This is a genomic window from Mycobacterium sp. NGS22 (assembly GCF_059813095.1).
The window spans coordinates 81,019-101,584 of sequence record NZ_JCALDY010000009.1 but is presented as its reverse complement, the minus strand read 5'-3'; the positions used below and the strand labels follow the sequence as shown (position 1 = coordinate 101,584).

At 67.1% G+C, this 20,566-nt stretch carries 15 protein-coding genes and 1 pseudogene; 10 read left to right on the top strand and 6 right to left on the bottom strand.

Annotated elements, in window-relative coordinates:
* The first annotated feature begins 64 nt into the window (after positions 1-64).
* Both AC5Y47_RS11040 and AC5Y47_RS11035 read left to right on the top strand, forming a co-directional pair.
* Positions 65-739, top strand: coding sequence for a TetR/AcrR family transcriptional regulator (locus AC5Y47_RS11040; protein WP_499944005.1), 675 nt, complete (start codon positions 65-67; stop codon positions 737-739).
* Positions 736-1,674: a R2-like ligand-binding oxidase gene (locus tag AC5Y47_RS11035; protein WP_499944004.1), complete on the top strand. Its 939-nt coding sequence runs from the start codon at positions 736-738 to the stop codon at positions 1,672-1,674. The genes AC5Y47_RS11040 and AC5Y47_RS11035 overlap by 4 nt, the downstream gene beginning before the upstream one ends.
* Before the next feature lie 124 nt (positions 1,675-1,798).
* Here the strand turns inward: AC5Y47_RS11035 and AC5Y47_RS11030 are convergent, their stop codons facing one another.
* Positions 1,799-3,175, bottom strand: a complete 1,377-nt coding sequence (locus AC5Y47_RS11030; protein WP_499944002.1) for an NADP-dependent succinic semialdehyde dehydrogenase — start codon at positions 3,173-3,175, stop codon at positions 1,799-1,801.
* Between the two features lie 91 nt (positions 3,176-3,266).
* On the opposite strand from AC5Y47_RS11030, the gene AC5Y47_RS11025 reads away from it, so the two are divergent.
* From AC5Y47_RS11025 to AC5Y47_RS11005, 5 genes and pseudogenes are all read left to right on the top strand, one after another.
* Entirely contained in the window at positions 3,267-4,910 is a 1,644-nt protein-coding gene (locus AC5Y47_RS11025; RefSeq protein ID WP_499944001.1) for an acetolactate synthase large subunit, read from the top strand.
* 473 nt (positions 4,911-5,383) lie between these two features.
* Positions 5,384-5,980, top strand: coding sequence for a group II intron maturase-specific domain-containing protein (locus tag AC5Y47_RS11020; RefSeq protein WP_499944000.1), 597 nt, complete (start codon positions 5,384-5,386; stop codon positions 5,978-5,980).
* A gap of 283 nt (positions 5,981-6,263) precedes the next feature.
* Positions 6,264-7,244: an NHL repeat-containing protein gene (locus AC5Y47_RS11015; protein ID WP_499943999.1), complete on the top strand. Its 981-nt coding sequence runs from the start codon at positions 6,264-6,266 to the stop codon at positions 7,242-7,244.
* Positions 7,245-7,492: 248 nt separating this feature from the next.
* Positions 7,493-8,951: pseudogene (locus tag AC5Y47_RS11010) on the top strand (PPE family protein); the annotation flags it as partial.
* A gap of 189 nt (positions 8,952-9,140) precedes the next feature.
* Positions 9,141-9,416, top strand: a complete 276-nt coding sequence (locus tag AC5Y47_RS11005) for a hypothetical protein (RefSeq protein WP_499944093.1) — start codon at positions 9,141-9,143, stop codon at positions 9,414-9,416.
* Here AC5Y47_RS11005 and AC5Y47_RS11000 read toward each other — a convergent pair.
* Genes AC5Y47_RS11000 through AC5Y47_RS10990 form a run of 3 tightly spaced genes read right to left on the bottom strand, consistent with a single transcriptional unit; the run spans position 9,386 to position 15,158 of the window.
* Complete coding sequence (locus tag AC5Y47_RS11000; RefSeq protein ID WP_499943998.1) at positions 9,386-10,786, bottom strand: lipase maturation factor family protein; 1,401 nt, start codon at positions 10,784-10,786, stop codon at positions 9,386-9,388. The two genes, AC5Y47_RS11005 and AC5Y47_RS11000, sit on opposite strands and share 31 nt — an antisense overlap.
* A 27-nt stretch (positions 10,787-10,813) precedes the next feature.
* The gene (locus AC5Y47_RS10995) at positions 10,814-14,959 is read right to left on the bottom strand and encodes an alpha-(1->3)-arabinofuranosyltransferase domain-containing protein (protein WP_499944092.1); all 4,146 of its coding nucleotides are present in this window, start codon (positions 14,957-14,959) and stop codon (positions 10,814-10,816) included.
* A gap of 25 nt (positions 14,960-14,984) precedes the next feature.
* Positions 14,985-15,158: a DUF2613 domain-containing protein gene (locus AC5Y47_RS10990; protein WP_023369784.1), complete on the bottom strand. Its 174-nt coding sequence runs from the start codon at positions 15,156-15,158 to the stop codon at positions 14,985-14,987.
* 73 nt (positions 15,159-15,231) lie between these two features.
* Between AC5Y47_RS10990 and AC5Y47_RS10985 the strand changes: the two genes are divergently transcribed.
* From AC5Y47_RS10985 to AC5Y47_RS10975, 3 genes are read left to right on the top strand one after another with little or no spacing between them, the layout of a single operon-like run.
* Complete coding sequence (locus AC5Y47_RS10985) at positions 15,232-16,416, top strand: glycoside hydrolase family 3 N-terminal domain-containing protein (RefSeq protein ID WP_499943997.1); 1,185 nt, start codon at positions 15,232-15,234, stop codon at positions 16,414-16,416.
* Between the two features lie 40 nt (positions 16,417-16,456).
* Entirely contained in the window at positions 16,457-17,083 is a 627-nt protein-coding gene (locus tag AC5Y47_RS10980; protein WP_499943996.1) for a TetR/AcrR family transcriptional regulator, read from the top strand.
* Complete coding sequence (locus AC5Y47_RS10975; RefSeq protein WP_499944091.1) at positions 17,084-18,340, top strand: chloride channel protein; 1,257 nt, start codon at positions 17,084-17,086, stop codon at positions 18,338-18,340.
* A 3-nt stretch (positions 18,341-18,343) separates the two neighbouring features.
* Here the strand turns inward: AC5Y47_RS10975 and AC5Y47_RS10970 are convergent, their stop codons facing one another.
* On the bottom strand, positions 18,344-19,186 hold the full coding sequence (locus tag AC5Y47_RS10970; protein ID WP_499943995.1) for a MaoC/PaaZ C-terminal domain-containing protein: 843 nt from the start codon (positions 19,184-19,186) through the stop codon (positions 18,344-18,346).
* Between the two features lies 1 nt (position 19,187).
* Positions 19,188-20,552: a 3-oxoacyl-ACP reductase gene (locus AC5Y47_RS10965; RefSeq protein ID WP_499943993.1), complete on the bottom strand. Its 1,365-nt coding sequence runs from the start codon at positions 20,550-20,552 to the stop codon at positions 19,188-19,190.
* Positions 20,553-20,566: the final 14 nt, after the last annotated feature.

Genomic DNA, 20,566 nt, shown 5'->3' with positions numbered 1-20,566 from the left:
TACCCCTTGACTGTGAACTGGCTCACAGTAAAATGACCAGTGGTCATATCAACAAGGGGGATGCATGCCGACCGTTACCTGGGCTCGTGTCGACCCGGCTCGTCGAGCGGCCGTCATCGAGGCTGCCGAGGCCGAGTTCGGCGCGCACGGCTTCTCCAACGGCAGCCTGAATGTCATCGCCCGTCGCGCCGGGGTCGCCAAGGGCAGCCTGTTCCAGTATTTCGCCGACAAGCGCGACCTCTACGCGTTCATCGCCGACGTCGCCAGCCAGCGGGTGCGAACCTACGTCGAGTTGGTCATCCGCGAACTCGACCCCAGTCGGCCTTTCTTCGACTTTCTCACCGACCTGCTCGACGCCTGGGTGGCCTATTACGCCGAGCATCCCCGGGAGCGTTCGTTGCACGCCGCCGCGACCCTGGAGGTCGACGCCGACGCCCGCGTCAGCGTGCAGAAGGTGCTGCACCGCCACTACCTGGAAGTGCTGCGTCCGCTGGTCTCCGAGGCGCACCGGCGGGGGGATCTGCGTGCGGACGCGGACACCGACGCGCTGTTGTCACTGCTGCTGATGATCTTCCCGCACCTGGCGCTGGCCCCCTACATCCACGGCCTGGACCCGGTGCTCGGTCTCGACGAGCCATCGCCCGAACAGCCGGCGCTGGCGGTGCGCAGGTTGGTCGCGGTGCTGTCCGCGGCGTTCTCGCCCGTCCCAGCCCCGGCCCGATCAGAGGAGATTCCATGACACGCACACACTCCGGCTCGATGGTGGCGGGCGGTCTCAACTGGGACAGCCTGCCGCTCAAGCTGTTCGCCGGCGGCAACGCGAAATTCTGGAATCCGGCCGACATCGACTTCTCCCGCGACCGGGCCGACTGGGAGAAGTTGACCGACGACGAGCGCGACTACGCCACCCGGCTGTGCGCCCAGTTCATCGCGGGCGAGGAGGCGGTGACCGAGGACATCCAGCCGTTCATGGCGGCGATGCGCGCCGAGGGCCGGCTGGGCGACGAGATGTACCTGACCCAGTTCGCGTTCGAGGAAGCCAAGCACGTCCAGGTGTTCCGGATGTGGCTCGACGCGGTCGGGATGACCGAGGATCTGCACCCGTATCTGGACGGCCTGCCCACCTACCGGCAGATCTTCTACGACGTGCTGCCCGAGTGTCTGAACGCGCTGACCGACGACCCGTCGCCGGCGGCCCAGGTGCGGGCCTCGGTCACCTACAACCACATCGTCGAAGGCATGTTGGCGCTGACCGGCTACTACGCCTGGAACAAGATCTGCGTGGAACGCGGCATCCTGCCCGGGATGCAGGAGTTGGTGCGGCGCATCGGGGACGACGAACGACGCCACATGGCGTGGGGCACGTTCACCTGCCGCCGGCACGTGGCCGCCGACGACAGCAACTGGAGTGTTTTCGAAGCGCGGATGAACGAGCTGATCCCGATGGCGCTGCGGCTCACCGAGGAGGGTTTCGCCCTCTACGGTGACCCTCCGCCGTTCGATCTGTCGCCCGAGGACATGTTGGCGTACTCCACCGACAAGGGCATGCGCCGGTTCGGCACCATCAGCAGCGCCCGCGGCCGCCCGATCGGCGAGATCGACCTGGACTACTCGCCCGTGCAGCTCGAGGACGACTTCGCCGACGAGGACGAGCGCGCGCTGGCCGCGGTCTGATCCCCTAGTACCGCGTACCGCGTACCGCGTACCGCGAACCGCGAACCGCCTACCGCGAGCAGACGCAGAATCGCATAAAAACGCGAGTTCGCGTGCGATTCTGCGTCTGCTCGCGCCGAGGGCCTCAGCCCACCCACACCGTCTTGGCGTTGACGAACTCGCGGATGCCCAGCCCGGCCAGCTCGCGGCCATACCCGGACCGCTTGATGCCGCCGAAGCCGAGTTCGGGGTAGGACACCGTCATGCCGTTGATGAACACCTGGCCGGCCTCGATCTCGTCGACGAAGCGCTGCTGCTCGGCTTCGTCGTTGGTCCAGGCGTTGGATCCGAGCCCGAAGCTGGTGGCGTTGGCGATCTCGATCGCCTCGTCGATGTCGGCGGCGCGGTACACCGAGGCCACCGGGCCGAACACCTCCTCTTTGTACAGCGGCATGTCCTTGCTGATGTCGGTGATGACCGTCGGCGGGTAGAACCAGCCCGGACGGTCGGGGCGTTCTCCGCCGCACCGGACCTTCGCACCTGCCTTGACCGCGTCCTCGACCTGCTGGGCGATCTCGTCGCGGCCGGACTCGGTGGCCAACGGACCCACGTCGGTGTCCGGATCGGTGGGGTCGCCGACCTTGAGCGCCTGCATCTGTTCGACGAACTTGTCCACGAACGAGTCGTAGATGTCGGTGTGAATGATGAAACGCTTTGCGGCGATGCAGGATTGGCCGTTGTTCTGGACGCGGGCCTTGACCGCGGTGGTGACGGCCTCGTCCAGCTCCGCGGACGGCATCACGATGAACGGGTCGCTGCCCCCGAGTTCGAGCACGGTCGGCTTGATCTCGTCACCGCAGATGGCGGCGACGGACTGCCCGGCCGGTTCGCTGCCGGTCAGGGTGGCGGCCGCGACGCGCGGATCGCGCAGGATGCGCTCGATCGCACCCGACGGGACGAGCAACGTCTGGAAACAGCCGTCCGGGAAACCGCCGCGGGAGATGACGTCGGCCAGATACAGCGCGGACTGCGGCACGTTCGAGGCGTGCTTGAGGATCCCGACGTTTCCCGCCATCAACGCCGGCGCGGCGAAGCGGACGGCCTGCCAGAGCGGAAAGTTCCACGGCATGATGGCCAGCACCACGCCGAGCGGTTGATAGCGGACGTAGGCCTGCTTCGCGCCGACCTTCGAGGCTTCGGCCGGCTCGTCGGCGAGCAACCTTTCGGCGTTGTCGGCGTAGTAGCGAAAACCCTTGGCGCACTTCAACGTTTCGGCTTTGGCCGAGGACAGCGTCTTACCCATCTCCTGGGTCATCATCGCCGCGACGTCGTCGGCCTCCTTCTCCAGCAGGTCGGCGGTGGCGTTCGCCCATTCGGCGCGCTGCGCGAAGGTGGTGGAGTGCCGGTAGTCGAGGAAGCGCTCGTACGCGCGGGCGATCGCTGCGTCGACGTCGTCGTCGGTGGCCGGGTCGAAGGTCTTGACTGTCTCCCCGGTGGCCGGGTTGATGGTGGCGATAGGCACGCTGAATCCTTCGTCTGGTGGGTACAAGAAACCTGTCCTATATCTAGCCTGCCACTAACAGTGGCGAAGTGGAGTCGGGGAGGTCCAGCGGATGAGCACAGCGGCTGAGCTGATCGTGAAGTGCCTGGAGAACGAGGGAGTCCAGTTCGTCTTCGGGATACCGGGGGAGGAGAACATCCGTCTCATCCAGGCGCTGGCCGCGTCGGACATCCGCTACGTGCTGACCCGGCACGAGCAGGCCGCGGCGTTCATGGCCGAGATGTACGGCCGCGTCACGGGTCGCGCCGGGGTGGTGTCCGCGACGCTGGGGCCGGGGGCGATCAACATGCAGCTCGGCGTCGCCGACGCCACCACCAACAGCACCCCGGTGGTCGCGATCTCGGCGCAGGTCGGCCAGGATCGCGAGTACAAGGAGTCGCACCAGTACGTGGACCTGGTGTCGATGTACGCGCCGATCACCCGGTGGGCTGCCGACATCCCGACCGCGCGCGCCATCCCGGAGATGGTCCGTAAGGCGTTCAAGACCGCCGAGACCGAACGCCCGGCCGCGGTCTACCTGGCGGTGCCCGAACACATCGACCAGGACGAGGACGACTACGACCTGACGCCGTTGCCGCGCAGGGTCGTTCGCGCCGACGCGCCGGCGCCGCGGCAGATCGCCCGCGCGGTGGACATCCTGCGCAACGCGCAGCGTCCGGCGGTACTCGCCGGGCATGGCGCCGCCCGCAGCGACGCCACCGAGGCGCTGGTCCGCTTCTCGGAAAAGACTGGCATCAAGGTGGCCAACACCTTCCACGGCAAGGGCGTGATGCCCGACGATCACTCCAACAGCATCGGCACGCTGGGCTTCATGACGCACGACTACGTCAACTTCGGATTCGACAACGCCGACGTCGTCATCGCAGTCGGATACGAACTGCAGGAGTTCGATCCGTCCCGCATCAATCCCAAGGGCGACAAGAAGATTCTGCACGTCCACCGGTTCCCGGCCGAGGTCGACGCGAACTACACCGTCGAGGTGGGGATCATCGGCGACATCACCGACTCGCTGAACGAACTCACCGATGCCCTGGACGGGAAGCGCTTCGACGACAACGAGGTTCCCGGGTCCGGACTGCTGGAAGAGGAATTCGCTCGCGGGCAACAGGATTCGCGTTTCCCGGTGACGCCGCAGCGGCTGGTCGCCGATACCCGGGAGGCGCTGGGGCGCGACGACGTGGTGCTGGTGGACACCGGAGCCACCAAGATGTGGATGGCACGCCTGTATCCGACCTACGAACGCAACACCTGCCTGATCTCGAACGGCTTGTCCACCATGGGTTTTGCGCTGCCCGGGGCGCTGGGGGTGAAGCTCGCCCGGCCCGACGCGAAGGTGCTGGCGGTGGTCGGCGACGGTGCGTTCCTGATGAATTCGCAGGAGATCGAAACCGCGGTGCGGGAGAAGATTCCGCTGGTGGTGTTGATCTGGGACGACGGCGGCTACGGGCTGATCGAGTGGAAGATGGACCTCGAGCTCGGTGAGCACCACCACGTCTCATTCGGCAACCCGGACGTGGTGCGCTACGCGGAAAGCTTCGGCGCCAAGGGATATCGGATCGAAAGCGCCGAGGATCTGCTGCCAACGCTGCGGACGGCGCTGGATGACGACGGCGTGTCCATCATTTCCTGTCCGGTGGACTATTCGGAGAACCTGCGGCTCACCGACCGGCTCGGGGAGCTGGACGAGACGCTGTAGCGCTCGCCGGATGTGGACTTATCCACAGTTGAATGTTTGTGCACAGGTGCGTCTTTGGGTTCGGATTGGTGTCGGTGTGCTTCGTAGAACCGGGGCATGTTGCGTCCTGAGAGTTGGACTGGACTAGCGGGTGGAAGTCCCATCCCGGTAGGTACCGGAGCGCCGGGTAGCAGGCCCCCCGGTTCGTCGCCGAGAGGTGGCGGGCTGAGCGGGATGTCAAGAGCCTCTTCGGAGGGAGCAAGTGCGTGGGCCGTAGCGTGAAGCGAACGTTGCAGCATCGTCAGATCTACAACGGGAGAGCCGAGCCGCTCATGTCACGGCAAAGGCCATGTCCGGCGAGCCGTGGTCCGGGGTTAGTTCGTCGGGTCTTTCAAGGGTATGGGCGGCGGCACGCGCACACAGTCTGGTTCGAAACAGGAGAGACCCGTCTGCCTGGCCTGCGTCGGGCAAAGACCAAGGGTTATAAGCCGATGATGAAAAGCCTTGGAGGACTGGGCGAGTTGGTGCGCTACGCCGATGACGGTGTGGTGTTGTGCCGCAGCGCGGCACAGGCCGAGCACGCTTTGGCGGCGGTGGGAGAAATCCTGGCGTCGTTGAGGTTGCGGCTGCGTCCGGACAAGACGAAGGTGGTCGACCTGCGCGAGGGACGTGAGGGCCTGGATTTTCTGGGCTGTCATTTCCGGGCGCGCATGTCAGGGCGACTGTGGCAGCAGAAGCGGATCATCCGCTACTACTTGCACCGCTGGCCCAGCCAAACGGCCATGTCCCGGTTGCGAGACAAGGCTCGTGACCGCACCGGGCGCAACCGGGTCGGAGCAGACATTCGCGACGTGATCGCGGAACTGACTCCGATTCTGCGGGGCTGGGGCAACTACTTTCGCACCGGCAACGCCGCCGACAAGTTCACCCAGATCGACCGGTACGTGGTGTGGCGATTGTTTCGCTTGATGGTCAAGAAGCCGGGCCGTAACCTGCGTGCTGGACACGTCGATCAGTGGACCGAGGAGTGGTTTAACGGGCACGGCTTGCACCGGCTCCGCGGCACCATCCGCTACCCGAAGGCCGTGTGACCATGTCCAGAAGATTATCGGTGAGCCGTGTGCGGGAAAACCGCACGCACGGATTGAAAGGGGGATGGGGAAACGGATCCGCACAGCGGACACCGCGCCCCTGACTGCTAATGACATCAAGTTCGTTTGAGGAGATCGCCGAGGTTCTCGACGGGCTCGAATCTTACGCGGATCGTCTGTGTGAGTTGGCCTTTGATGTGCCGGGTACCCCAGCAGTTGCTGGCCTACCGGAAACGCGTGCAGCGGGTGGCGCGCAGCTAAGCTCTACAGAAGGCTGGTTTTAATGAGCGGCGAGGTACCTGCTCAGCCACAGCGCCATTGGTGGCGCCGACAGGCCATCGTCATCACGGCTGTTTTCCTGTCGGTGGTTGGCATCGCCGTCGCTTACGTCATCCTCAAGCTAAGCGATCCGCACATCATGCCATCCAATTCCCACATGACATCATCCACCAGCAGCACCCAGCACCACGGACAGACATACCGCGCCCAAGTCACGCTCACGTTCACCGGACTCAACGACCCAGCGGGTATAGCGGTGGACACAGCCGGCCACCTCTACGTGGCTGATATCTTCAACGATCGGGTGCTGAAGCTGGCCGCCGACCCGGAAACCTCGATCGTGATGCCGTTCACCGGCCTCCACTACCCCGGACGAGTGGCGGTTGACTCGGCGGGCAACTTCTACGTTATCGACGGCGAATTCGACCACCGTCGGGTGGTAAAACTAACGGCGGGCTCGGAAACCCCGACCGTCCTGCCCTTCACTGGCCTCGGCAACGTACAGAGCATGGCAGTGGGCAGCGCCGGTGATCTCTACATCTCCGACATGGACAACGAACGGGTGCTGAAACTCGCGGCGGGCTCGGGCACCCCGACAGTCCTGCCGTTCAGTGACGTCGAATACCCACGGGGTGTAGCAGTGGACACCTCTGGCAACGTCTACCTCGTCGACGCAACCAACCGCTCTCGGGTGCTGAAGCTGGCGGCGGGCTCAAGCACCCCAACTGTGCTGCCGTTTCCCAACCTAAGAAGCTCCATGGGTGTGGCCGTGGATGCCGCCGGTGACGTCTACGTCGCCGATGAGTTCAACGATCGGGTGCTGAAGCTGGCGGCGGGCTCGGGCACTCCAACCGTATTGCCGTTCACCGGTCTCCACCTCCCGACCCATGTGGCGGTGGACACTACTGGCAACGTCTACGTCACGGATTCGGTTGTCAGCCAGGACATTAATGCGAAGCGTGTGTTGAAGCTGGCGGTGCAGTAATTAACAGTGTTGGCGTTTAGAACGTGTTTCAGCGGTTCATGCCCAACCCCGGCACCAACTGCCTCCACTATGGTTCTCGACGAGTTCGGTGCCGGTCCCAGTTTGCCCATGCTGCCCGAAACCTGGCAGCACGAGAACCGTCGGTAGTTTGCGTGACCTACGGAAAGGAGTTGTGCTGGTGAATTTTTCGGTGTTGGCACCGGAGATCAACTCGGCGCTGATGTACGCGGGGGGCGAGTTCCGGACCGATGGCCTCAGCTGCGGTGGCCTGGGACGGGCTGGCCAGCGAATTAGACTCGGCCCGCAACCGCTTTCGGCGCGGTGACCGCGACATTGACCAGCCAGGCGTGGCAAGGACGGCCGCGATGGCGATGACGAATGTGGCGGCCCCGTATGCCGCCTGGCTGAGCGCTGCGGCGGCCCGCGCCGAGAGGACGGCCGCCCATGTGCGTGCGGTCGTGTCGGTGTTCGAAGCCGCGCATGGTGCCACTATTCACCCTCTGGAGGGGGCGGCCAACCGTAATGCGTTCGTACAGTTGGTGCGTTCGAACTGGTTTGGGCTCAACGCCCCCGCGATCGCCGCCGCCGAGGGTCTCTACAAACAGATGTGGGCCGCCGAGGTGGCGGCAATGGCCGGCTATTACAGCGGGGTGTCCGCAATCGCTGCGCAGCTGTCGTCGTGGCAGCAACTGCCGGCTGCTGCCGCCCAGGCGATCGCGGCCGAAACCGGCCTGAACCTGAATACCGGGGGCGGCGATCGCGGAAATCTCAACCTGGGGCCGGGAAACCGCGGGGACGCCAACCTGGGGATGGGCAATACCGGCAACAGCAACGTGAGTTCGGGCAACCGCGGCGACACCAACTTCGGCAGCGGTAACACCGGCAACAACAACGTCGGGTCGGGCAACACCGGCAGCACCAACATCGGCTCGGGCAACACCGGCAGTCAGAACTTCGGCTCGGGCAACACCGGCGACCTGAACTTCGGCTCCGGCAATCAGGGCAGCTCGAACTTGGGTAGCGGCAACATCGGCTACGCCAATCTGGGCAGCGGAAACACCGGCAGCGACAATCTCGGCAGCGGCAACATCGGCAGCGGCAACATCGGCAGCGGAAATTCCGGCGCCGGGGCATGCCGGGAAACAACAATGTCGGATTCGGCAACACCGGAAATGGCAACATCGGATTCGGCAACACCGGCAACAACAACTTCGGCATTGGGCTCACCGGCGACAACCAGGTGGGCATCGGCGCCCTGAACTCGGGGCTCGGCAACATCGGGTTGTTCAACTCCGGGACCAACAGCATCGGCTTCTTCAACTCCGGCACCGGCAACATCGGCGCCGGCAACTCCGGCATCGCAAACTTCGGCTTCGGAAACTTCGGCGACATCAACACCGGCTTTTTCGACGCGGGTGACGTCAACACCGGCATCGCGAACTCCAGTCCCCTGAACTTTGGCATGTTCAACTCCGGTGATGGCAGCAACGCCAGCAGCCTCAACTCCGGACTGGGGCACAACGCCGGCGATTTCAACTCCGGTGGCGGGCAGAATGTCGGCCAGTTCAACTCCGGAACGGCTACAACTTCGGTAGCTTCAACTCCGGCAACGGGTTCGGTGGTAACTCAGGCCTGTTCAATTCGGGCAACGTCAATACCGGTTTCGGCAATGCCGGCGACACCAACACCGGCGCGTTCAACTCCGGCAACCTCAACACCGGCTTCGGCGGCGCGGGTGACGTCGACGCCCCGAACTCGGGCTATGGAAACAGCGGCAAGGGCGCCTCGGGTTTCTTCAACGTCAGTAACGGAGGCCACACGTCCGGCGCCTACGACAACGTCAGCGGCGGCGGCGGAGGCGGAGGTGGCGGCGTCGGTAACGGTACGACCGCCGGCATCTACAACACCGGCGGCAAGGCCGGCAATGTCGGCATAGCCAACAGCGGACTGCAGAACGTCGGCTACCTCAATTACGGCTTTCCGAACACCGGTTTCGGTAATTCGGGCGGCAATTCGGTGGGTGACGGCAGCAGCGTGGGCATCAACGACACCGGACTGAAGAGTTCAGGCATTGCCAATCAGGGCGACTGGAGTTCAGGGGTTCAAGACGGCCGCCGGTCGTCCGGGCTTCTTCTTCTGAGTCAACTCCGCAGCGACATCGGCGGCACATAGCTCCCGATCAACGTCCGATGCCACCACGCGCGATCGCGCCGCAACTCAGCCGGCGTAGTGAACCGGTACACGTAAAGCTGCGCACGCACATACTGCGGCGGCGCATCCGGAAATGGGTTGTGCCGCAACAGCCGTAGCGTCGCAGCGTCATTGCGCAACAGCCGGTGCAAAAACGGCGTCATCCACGCCAGCGCGTAACCGGGCGAGATGGCGGCGAACCACATCAGCCAGTCCAGCCGCAGATGGTAAGGCGCGAATTGCCTTGGCAGCCGCCGCAGTCCGGTGGGCTTGCCCTTGAAGTCGTACTCGCGCCACACCGCATCGTCGGTGGGATCGGCAGAATCGGTGCCCTCGATCACCACCTCATGCCGGGTGCGGGAAATGCTGCCGAAGGCACCATAGGTATTACCCAGGTGAAATACGTTGAACGAGGCGTTCATCCGTTGCCGCGCCGACAGCATGTTGCGCGTCGGCCAATAACCCAAGACCACCATCGCCGCGGCAGCGACGATCACCACGGCAACAAACCACATCGGCGGCGTCGGCAAGTCGGGATGCTCGGGCACCGCGACCGCACTGAACGCCAACAGGATCGTCACCCAGTTGAGCCAGGCGAAGTTCCCCGACAGCACCAGCCACAATTGCGTCACGATGATGATCGCCGCGGCAATCCCGGCCACCGGCTGCGGCGCGAACAACCCGAACGGCACCACCAGCTGCGCAAAATGATTGCCCGCCACCTCGATCCGATGCAACGGTTTGGGCAGGTGATGGAAGAACCAGCTCAGCGGACCGGGCATCGGCTGCGTCTCGTGGTGGTAGTACAGGCACGTCAGATCCCGCCAGCAGCGGTCGCCGCGCATCTTGATCAAGCCGGCCCCGAACTCGACCCGGAACAACAGCCAGCGCGCCAGCAATAGCGTCAGCAGCGGCGGCGCCACCCGCTCGCCGCCGAGAAAGATCATCAGGAAGCCCGCCTCCAAAAGCAGCGACTCCCAACCGAACCCGTACCACGTCTGCCCGACGTTGACGATCGAAAGGTACAGCGCCCACAGCACGAGCCAGACCAGCATCCCGGCCCACAACGGCGCGACCCGCGTCACGCCGCAGACCACCGCCGCCGACAACACGGCGCCCGTCCAGCAGACGAACGCGAAAAGCCGGTCCGAGTAACGGAAGTGGAAGATGCTCGGCGCGCGCCAGAACGACCGTCCGGCCAGATATCGCGGCACCGGAAGCATGCCGTCTTCCCCGATGAGTGCCCGGAACTGTCGCGCCGCCGCCACAAAGGCGATCAGATAGATCAGCGCCACGCCACGCTGCAGCACCGTAGTGCCCAGCCAGTATTCGGGCGCCGAAAACCATCCCATGGCGGTATCCAGTCAACCAGCCCCGAACTACTCGTCGCCACCCTGTCGCAACACCACCACCGAAGCGGCCACCATGGCCAACGAAATCAGCGCCAGCAGTTGGACACCCGCGGAATGACCCGCGTACCCGTCCACCGAGCGCCACGGGTGCCGCGACAGCACGACCCCGGCCGCGATCAACCCACCGGCACTGAACGCCACGGTGAAGCGATCCCGCAACGCATACCGTGCGGCCAGCGCTGCTCCGAACACCACGACTCCCGCGACACCGGAGATCAACGCCCCGGCCCCTAGCACGGGAATCGCCGCCCATCGTCCAGGTGTCCACGGCACCGCGGCGGTATCCCCCGAATCGCCGCGCCGGCGCCAGAAAGCCAGCACGGCCAGCAGCGGCAGCAGAGCAAGGCCCCCGAAAAGTCCGGCGCGGTAGACGGTGTCGGCGGCAAAGGTCAGCGTGATGGTGCCGGCATCCCCCGCCGGCACCACCCAACCCTGCTGCCACCCGTTGACCGCTACCGGTGTCAGCCGCGCCCCGCTACCGTCCCGCGCCACCCAGCCGGGGTTGATGCTCTCCGGAATCACCAACACCCGAGACGTGCCCGACGCCGCCGCCCGCACCTCGCGCCGGGACGGACCCCAGTCCCCGACGGGAGCGAAAGCAACAGCGGCACCGGAAGTTTCGGGACTAATCGCCAACTGGGCGCCGTCGACGACGAACGCCGCGCCGGGACTGATCAGCAATTCCTGCTGTCCGGTTGGCAGTGCGATCGGCTCGGTCTCACACGGTTGCGCCACCACCGGCCGGCCGTCCAACAGCGCCCCCGCGGTGGTCCGGACGGAGGTGTGCACGAACCGGCCCGCCACCGCGATCACCGGCCCGTGCTCACAGTCGACGAAAACCTGCCGGTCCCGGTCCGGGGCGGCCGGTGCGATCGGCCGACCGTCGGTGCCCAACGCGACGATCTCGGCCAGCCCGGGGGGCTTGAGCTGGTCGAAGCCCAGCGCGTTGCGGTCGATGATGTCGTCCCAGTCGAGCAGGCTGACGGTGATGGTGTCGGTCACCTTCGGCTGCAACGACAGGTCACCACCGGCGAGCGCCCGCACCTGAGGGCCGTCACCCAGGTCGATGGCCACCAGCGTCGGATGCGCCGGCAGCACCGACCGGCTGGGGGTCAACCGCAGCCCGGCCACCTCGGTGGGCCGCGGCAGCGTCAAAGTGAGCGTCGGCGGCGTCTTGTGCTGCACCACCCGTTGCGGGGCCGTCCACGCGGTGCCCGGATCGCCGTCGGTGGCCGCGTACGCCGAGCCGAGGATCTCGACCACATCGGAATCGCCGCGGGCGCGGGCGGTGCCGGGTTCGGCGATCAGGTCGGCCAGCTTGGGACCCTGCCGCGGGCGCACCCACACCGTCGGCCGCACCGTAACCGGCCCCGGCACGGTCAGCGTGCGGCTCAGGTTGACCGGCTCCTCGGGCGTCAGCGCCATCGACGACGCGCACCGGACGTTGTCCGGCCCTGCCGCACACCCCGGCCGGCCCAGCAGCTCGGCGCCCAGGTCCCAGCCTGCAACCGCGGCACCCGGCGGCGGGCCGGGCACCGACACCGTGTGCCGCAACGTCACCGGATGGGCGAACCCGGACGCGTCGTACTGGGTGACGCTCAGGTCGGTGATGCCGAACTGGACGCCGGGTGAGCCGTCGTCGGTGGCGGCAGCGGTGATCTTCACCCACGGGGTTTCGCCGTACGGCAGCGCGGCGGTCAACGGTTCGCCGGCTTCGTCGAAGCGCAGCGTGGTGCTGCCGTTGGCGGTCTCGACCAGGATGCGTCGCACCTGGGCGCCGACGGCCGTCGCGCTGGGAGTCAGCGTGAGGACGGTATTGGTCACCGGATGGTCGAAGTCGACCCGCAGCCACTGCCCGACGGCGGCCTGCAGCGCGTTGGACACCCATGCGGTTGCCGGGTCGCCGTCGATCGCGGCGGCCGGTGCGGTGGCCGGTGCGACGTCGGGCAGCGCTGTGGCATCCGAGGACGAGCTGGACGCCGTGATGCGCCCGCCCGTCCAGGCTCCGTAGACCGTCTGCGCGCCCGGGACGGGGTAGTCGGGCACCCGGTTGTAAGTGTGCCGGGCGTCGTCGGGCGCGCGGATCGCCGACGAATGCAGATCCACTCGGCCGTAATCGGTTTCGCGGGCCAGCGGGGTGTCGGTGACGGTGACGAGCGGCGTCGGCAGGCCGGCGGCCTGAGCGTCCGCGGTCATCAGCACCGGCCCCAGCGGAGGCTGGCCGAGCAGGCGCCGCCGCTCGTCGAGGCGCAGCAGCACCTCCGGGCCGCCGTCGACGCGCGCGAGTCGGTCGGTGTCGACGAAGTAGGGCGCACCCGGCCCACCCAGCGCACCCGGATCGCCGCCGGAACCGACCCGGTAGATCTCCACCGCCGGATAGCGTGGCCGCAGCCCGCTGTCGTTGACGAAGCCGGCCAGTGTGCCCGGTCCCACCGGCGCCCCGAACTCGGCCACCTTGCCCAGTCCCGGCGATCCCGTGACGGCGCGATGCACCAGAATCGGTCGCGCCGACCGCGACGACTCCGGGTCCAGATCGTTGCGCACCACGACATACGAAATACCTTGGCGGGCAAGGGTATCGGCCAACCCTGCGGACGGGCGCCCAGCGGCGAACAAGCGTTGCACCGAGTCCAGCGCGCGGATGGTCTGCGGCGGCGTCAGCGGGATCGAGTCGCGCACCCCCCACGGACCCGAACTCAGCACCTGCAACGGCTCGTCGTGGCTGGTGCCCCACACCTGGGTCGCGAACGGTGCGCCGGGCACCACCAACGCCCGGCCGCCCGGGTGGCCGGCAAGCCAGTTGGCGGTCTGATGCCAGTAATCGGGTATCGCGCGGAACGTTCCCGGCGGGGTCAGCCGGCCGGTCCACGCCAGCGAGGTGCTCACCATCAGCGCGACGAGCGCCACGATCCCGACGGCGACCCGCCGGTCGCGCTCCGGGTGTGCGAACGCCCGCAGCCACACCGGCCTGGGCGCACTGCCCGGTAACGGGATCCGGCCCAGCAGGTGCGCGAAGCCCAGCACCAGCGGGACCCGGATCACCGGCCCCAATTTGTGCACGTTGCGCAGCAGCGTGCCGGCCGCGTCCAGGAACGCCTGTACCTGATGGGCGATCGGCGAGCCCAGCCCGCCGCTGTAGCCGATCGCCAGCAGCACCACCCCGACCAGCAACATCGTCACCAATCGGCCGCGCGCCGGCATCCCGGGCAGGGCCAACCCGGCCAGTCCGGCGGCCGCGACCAGACAGGTGCCGAGGATCGCCACGGTGCCGGTGACCAGCGGCGCGCCCGCCGTCGCGGTCGGCGCCACGAACGGCGTCCAGCTGTCGGTGCCGCGCAGCAACTCCACCAGCGACGACCATTGCGTGGTCACCCCGGAGGATTCGATGAAGTCCAAAAACGGCGGACTGACGTCACGCAACTGGCTGAGCGCCACCACCCACCACAGCACCGCCACGGCCACCGCCGCCAGCAACCAGCCGACGTAACGCCACCACCGCCGGTTCGGCCGGTGGCAGGCCAGCCAGATCAACGCCGGCAGGCAACCCGCGGCCGTCGCGATCGCGTTCACCGCGCCCATCAGCGCCACTGCCAGCCCGGCCTGACCGGCCAGCACCCGCGCCGATCGGCCGGGATCCGAACGCAGCGCCAGGATCGTCGGCAACAGCACCCACGGCGCCAGCATCATCGGCAACGTTTCCGACGAGATCGACCCGATCGTCGTCAGCACCCGCGGCGACAACGCGAAGGCGACCGCGCCCAGCACCCGCGACGACGGGCTACCGATGCCGAGCGCCTCGGCAACCCGCAGCAACCCCCAGAATCCGGCCGTCAACAGCAGCGCCCACCACAGCCGTTGGGTGACCCAACCGGGCACCCCCAGCAGATGCCCGGCCAAAAAGAAGCTGCCGTGCGGAAACAGGTAGCCGTAGGCCTGGTTCTGCGACTGCCCGAACGGCAGGTCGCTGTTCCACAGGTGGGTGGCGCGCGCCAGAAACCGCAGCGGGTTGGCGGTGAGATCGAGTTTGGTGTCGGGGGAGACCTGCCCGGGAGATTGGGCGAAGCTCAGGACGAGGGAGACGGCCCCGACGAGCAGCAGCCAAAGACGCGACAGGGCCGACTGGCCGGTCGCACCCTGACTAGCTGCGGTTGCCGTACTCGACCCGGTTGAGCACCGACGACGACGGATCGCCCCCGGGCAGTGGCGGCTTCGTGTCCTGCTGGACCATCAGCGTGATCCCGAAGATCGCGGCCGCACCGAGCAACAGACCCACCACCACACTTGCGGCGGCTGGCGCGACGATCCGGTTCATAGTGATCGAACCTAGCAGAACGGCCCGCGCCCCCCGCACCTCGCGGCGAAACGCCCCGTGACAGCATGTCCGGATGGCTTTTCCCCGTACTCTGGCCGTCCTTGCCACCGCGTCGATGCTGGTGGCGGCCTGCAGTGACAGCGGCACCAAACACGGGCCGGCATCGTCGACCAGCACTCCCAGCCCGGCGCCCACCAGCTCGACCCCGGCCGCGGCACCCGGCAACAAGCTGTGTGTCGATCCCCGCGAAGTGCCGGCGAAGATCACGAACCTGCGCGACAAGCTGGCCCAGTTGCTGATGGTCGGGGTCAAAGACGCGGCCGACGCCAAAGCCGTCGTCAGCCAGTTCCATGTCGGCGGCATCATCATCGACAGCGACACCGACCTGACCATGCTGCCCGGCCCGCTGACCGAGATCGCCAATGCCGCGGCGCCGCTGCCGCTGGCGGTCGGCGTCGACGAAGAAGGCGGCCGGGTGTCCCGGTTGCGCACGCTGCTGGACGGCAGGGGGCCCACGGCCAAGGAGATGGGCCAGACCATGACGCCGCAGCAGGTCCACGACCTGGCGCTGACCCGCGGCCGCAAGATGAAGGACCTGGGCATCACCGTCGACTTCGCCCCGGTGGTCGACGTCACCGAGGCCCCGGACGACACCGTGATCGGGGACCGCTCGTTCGGCTCGGACCCGGCAAAGGTGACCGAATGGGCCGGGCAGTACGCGCAGGGTCTGCGGGACGCGGGTTTGCTGCCGGTGCTCAAGCACTTCCCCGGGCACGGGCACGGTTCCGGGGATTCCCACACCGGCGGTGTCAGCACGCCGCCGCTGGGCGAGCTGATCGCCAACGACCTGTTGCCCTACCGGACGCTGCTGGACAAGAGCCCGGTGGCGGTGATGATCGGCCACATGCAGGTGCCGGGCCTGACCGGCACCGAGCCGGCCAGCCTGAGCCCGAAGGCCGTCGAATTACTGCGCACCGGAACCGGTTACGGCGGCCCGGCGTTCGACGGCCCGGTGTTCAGCGACGACCTGTCCAGTATGGCCGCCATTTCAGACCTGTTGCCGGTGACCGAGGCGGTGTTGAAGACGCTGCAGGCCGGCACCGACATCGCGCTGTGGATCACCACCAAGGAGGTGCAGGCCGTCCTGGACCGCCTCGAGCAGGCGGTGAACGCCGGTGACCTGCCGGTCCAACGGGTCGACGCATCCCTGATCCGGGTGGCCGCCATGAAGCGTGTCACCCCGACGTGCGGTCGTTAGCTCTAAAGTCGGAAGGACAGGCGAGAGAGGCGCAGGACCAATGGCCGGTGGCAGCAAACGGTTACCGCGTGCTGTGCGCGAGCAGCAGATGCTCGATGCTGCCGTCCAGATGTTCTCGGTCAACGGCTATCACGAGACCTCGATGGACACCATCGCCGCCGAGGCGCAGATCTCCAAGCCGATGCTGTATCTGTACTACGGCTCCAAGGAAGACCTGTTCGGCGCGTGCCTGAACCGGGAGATGGGCCGGTTCATCGACGCGCTGCGCGCCGACATCGACTTCACCCAGAGCCCAAAAGACCTGCTGCGCAACACTATCAGCTCGTTTCTGCGCTACATCGACGAGAACCGCGCCTCGTGGATCGTGATGTACACCCAGGCCACCAGCTCGCAGGCGTTCGCCCACACGGTGCGTGAGGGCCGCGAGCAGATCATCGAACTGGTCGGAGGTCTGGTGCGTGCCGGCACCCGTAGCCCCCGCACCGATTCCGAGATCGACGTCATGTCAGTCGCTTTGGTGGGGGCGGGGGAGGCGATCGCCAACCGGCTCAGCACCGGCGACATCGATGCCGACGCCGCGGCACAGCTGATGATCGACCTGTTCTGGGCGGGTCTGCGCGGGGCGCCCGCCGATCGTGACGTGGCGTCCAACACCGCGACGGGCTAGATCCCGGTGCCTCGCCGGAACCTCGAGTTCTTCTGCGCGACAGTCATTACCGGCCTGCTGGCCGGTCTTGCCGGATTGGCGACGACGGTCGTGCTGCGCTCCGTCGAACACCTCACCTATCACTACACTTTCGGCTCGCTGCTCGACGGCATCACCGCCAGCAGTCCCGTCCGCCGCGCGCTCGGGCCGATGGCCGGTGCCGCGCTAGCCGGCCTGGGCTGGTGGCTGCTGCGACGCCGGGCGGACGTGCCGCCGCTGGCCGGAACCATTGCGAACCGGCAGCCGATTCCACGGGCAGCCTGGAGCGTCGACGCGGTGCTGCAGGTGCTGCTCGTCGGATCCGGCGCGTCACTGGGACGCGAAGGTGCGCCGCGTCAATTCGCCGCTGCAGCAAGCGATTTCGGTACCGGATGGCTGCGGAGGCTGTCGCGCGACGACCGCGAGATCCTGCTGGCCTGCGCGGCCGGTGCCGGGCTGGCCGCGGTCTATGCCGTCCCGACTGCCGGCGCACTGTTCGCCCTGCGGATTTTGCTCAACACCTGGCGCCTGCGGGCGGTCGGTGCGGCGCTGATCACGTCCAGCCTGGCCGTCGCCGTCGCGTCGGTGATCACCCACGATCACCACGAGTTGCAGTGGCCCAGCGCCGAACAAACCCCTTTGCTCAGCGCGCACGGCCTGGCCCTCGCGCCGCTGGCGTTCGGGGTGGGGTGGGCGTTCAACAAGATCATCGCGGCCGCCCGGCCGGCCGAGCTGATGCGGTCCTGGGCGGTGATCCCGGCACTCGCCGCGGCCGGCCTGCTCACCGGCATCTGCTCGCACTGGTGGCCCGAACTGCCCGGCAACGGCAAGAGCGTGCTCACCGTCAGCCTGGCCGCCGGCATGACGCTCACCTCGGCGGCCGTGATTCTGGTGCTGAAGCCGCTGCTGACCGCGCTGTTCCTGCGGGCCGGCGGAGCGGGTGGTCTGCTCACGCCTTCGTTGGCAACCGGCGCCGCGGCCGGGTCGCTGTTGGTGCTGGCGCTCAACCAGGTGGCCGGTACCCATCTGCACGGAGCGGTGATCTCGCTGGCCGCGGCCGCCGGCGTGCTGGCGGTGACGCAGGGATCGCCGGTGTGGTCCGCGATCTTCGTCTGGGAACTGGCCCGGCCGCCGATCTGGATGCTGGTGGTCTTCGCGGTCACCGCCGTCGGCGCGCACGAGATCAAGACACTCGTCCTCGGACGCCGCCCGCCGGCCCACGACCACCGGGCTGGGTGAAAACTACAGCGGCTTGACGCTCCCGGTCAGGTGCGGATAGCCCTTGGAAAGGTTGCGCAGCGACAAATCCCAGCCGCCGTCGGCCTGCTCGACGTACAGTCCCACCTTCGCCGGCAACAGGATCGGCTTGCCGAACCGCACCGAATACTGCACCGCGTCCGGCAATTTGCCCTCGATGTTCGCCAATACCGCTGCGGCACTGAACATTCCGTGCGCGATCGAAGTCGGGAAGCCGAACAGCTTCGCGGCGACACCATTGGTGTGGATCGGGTTGAGGTCACCGCCCACCACGGCGTACCGACGAATCTGCGCCGGCGTAATGCTCAGCACGGTCGACGGCGGCGGCAGCTTGGGCTCTTTTTTCGGCGGCGGCTTGGGTTCGTCGGACAAGCTGGTGCGTTGTTGGTGCAGGAAGGTCGTCACCTGCTGCCAGGCCAGGTCGTTGCCGACGTGCATGTCGGTCAGCAGGTCGACCAGCAGGCCCTTGCGATGCTCGCGCAAGTTCTCGGCATGAACCTGCACACTGACCGTGTCGGTCACCGCGATCGGGCGGTGCTGGGTGATCTGGTTTTCGGTGTGCACCGAACCCATTGCGGAGAACGGGAAGTCGAACCCGGACACCAGCGACATGATCGACGGGAACGTCAGCGCGAACGGGTAGGTCAGCGGCACGTTGTTGCCGTAACTCAGCCCGGTGACCGCGGCGTAGGCGGCGACGTTGGCCTGGTCGATGGGCAGTTCCTCGACCGTCACCGTGCGGGTGGGCAGCTTGTCCGATCGGGGCACCACGGGTAGCGCCCCGGCCACCGCGCGCAGCATGTTGCGAAGCCCGCTGGGTTGACCCATCTCAGGCCCCGATCATGGCTTGGCCGCAGACCCGAACGACGTTGCCGGTCACCGCATTCGACGCCGGGCTGGCGAAGTAGGCGATGGTCTCAGCCACGTCGACGGGTTGACCGCCCTGCAGCAGCGCGTTCAGCCGGCGACCCACCTCACGGGTGGCCACCGGGATCGCCGCCGTCATCTGGGTCTCGATGAAGCCCGGCGCCACCGCGTTGATGGTGATGTCCTTCTTGGCGAGCACGGGCGCCAGCGCCTGGGTGAGGCCGATCATTCCGGCCTTGGTGGTGGCGTAGTTGGTCTGCCCACGGTTGCCGGCAATCCCGGCCATCGAGGACAGGCCGACCACCCGGCCGCCCGCGCCGATGGTTCCGTTGTCCACCAGTCCTTCGGTAAGACGTTGCGGGGCAAGCAGATTGACGGCCTGCACGGAGTCCCAGCGGCCGTCGTCCATGTTCGCCAGCAGCTTGTCGCGGGTGATCCCGGCATTGTTGACCAGGATGTCGGCCTTGCCGCCGTGGTGGTCGCGCAGGTGCTCGGTGATCTTGTCCACGGCGTCCTCGGCGGTCACGTCCAGCCACAGCGGGGTGCCACCGACATTGTTGGCGGTCTCCGACAGCGCGTCTTCGGCGGACTCGACGTCGATCGCCACCACCTTCGCGCCGTCCCGGGCGAACACCTCGGCGATGGTGCGGCCGATGCCCCGGGCCGCGCCCGTGACGATGGCGACCTTGCCGTCCAGCGGCTTGTCCCAGTCGGCGGGCGGCGTCGCGTCCTCCGCGCCGACATAGAACACCTGGCCGCCGACGTAAGCGGACTTGCCCGACAGGATGAAGCGCGCGGTGGATTCCAGGCCGGTGGCGGCAGGTTTGGCGTCCGGTGCCAGGTACGCCAAGTTCACCGTGGCTCCGTTGCGAACTTCCTTGCCCAGCGAGCGGGTGAAGCCCTCCAGCGCGCGCTGCGCGATGCGCTCGTCGGTGCTGCCCGCCGCTTCGGGTGTGGTGCCGATGACCAGCACGCGCGCGTTGGGCTCGAGGTTGCGCAGCAGCGGCGTGAAGAATTCGTGCAGCGCCTTCAAGCCTTCCGGGGTGGTGATCCCGGTGGCGTCGAACGCCAGCCCGGCGAACTTGTCGGCCCAGCGTCCGCCCAGGTTGTTGCCGAGTAGCTCGTAGTCGTCGGCCAGCGCCGTGCGCAGCGGCTCCACCACCCGGCCCTCCCCACCGATCAGCAGCGATCCGGCCAGTGGGGGCTCGCCGACGCTGTAGCGCCGCAACGGCTGAGGTTGCGGGACGCCCAGCTGTTTGGCCAGAAACGATCCGGGTCCGGAGTTCACGACCTGCGAGAACAGGTCGGGCGCGCGCTTGGTGGCCACTGAGTTGCCTTCCG

Bases quoted from the DNA above. Each gene is read 5' to 3' on its own strand.
- AC5Y47_RS11015 (WP_499943999.1), top strand. From the start codon at position 6,264: ATGAGCGGCGAGGTACCTGCTCAGCCACAGCGCCATTGGTGGCGCCGA.
- AC5Y47_RS10980 (WP_499943996.1), top strand. From the start codon at position 16,457: ATGGCCGGTGGCAGCAAACGGTTACCGCGTGCTGTGCGCGAGCAGCAG.
- AC5Y47_RS11040 (WP_499944005.1), top strand. From the start codon at position 65: ATGCCGACCGTTACCTGGGCTCGTGTCGACCCGGCTCGTCGAGCGGCC.
- AC5Y47_RS10985 (WP_499943997.1), top strand. From the start codon at position 15,232: ATGGCTTTTCCCCGTACTCTGGCCGTCCTTGCCACCGCGTCGATGCTG.
- AC5Y47_RS11020 (WP_499944000.1), top strand. From the start codon at position 5,384: ATGAAAAGCCTTGGAGGACTGGGCGAGTTGGTGCGCTACGCCGATGAC.
- AC5Y47_RS11000 (WP_499943998.1), bottom strand. From the start codon at position 10,786: ATGGGATGGTTTTCGGCGCCCGAATACTGGCTGGGCACTACGGTGCTG.
- AC5Y47_RS10970 (WP_499943995.1), bottom strand. From the start codon at position 19,186: ATGGGTCAACCCAGCGGGCTTCGCAACATGCTGCGCGCGGTGGCCGGG.
- AC5Y47_RS10990 (WP_023369784.1), bottom strand. From the start codon at position 15,158: ATGAACCGGATCGTCGCGCCAGCCGCCGCAAGTGTGGTGGTGGGTCTG.
- AC5Y47_RS11025 (WP_499944001.1), top strand. From the start codon at position 3,267: ATGAGCACAGCGGCTGAGCTGATCGTGAAGTGCCTGGAGAACGAGGGA.
- AC5Y47_RS11035 (WP_499944004.1), top strand. From the start codon at position 736: ATGACACGCACACACTCCGGCTCGATGGTGGCGGGCGGTCTCAACTGG.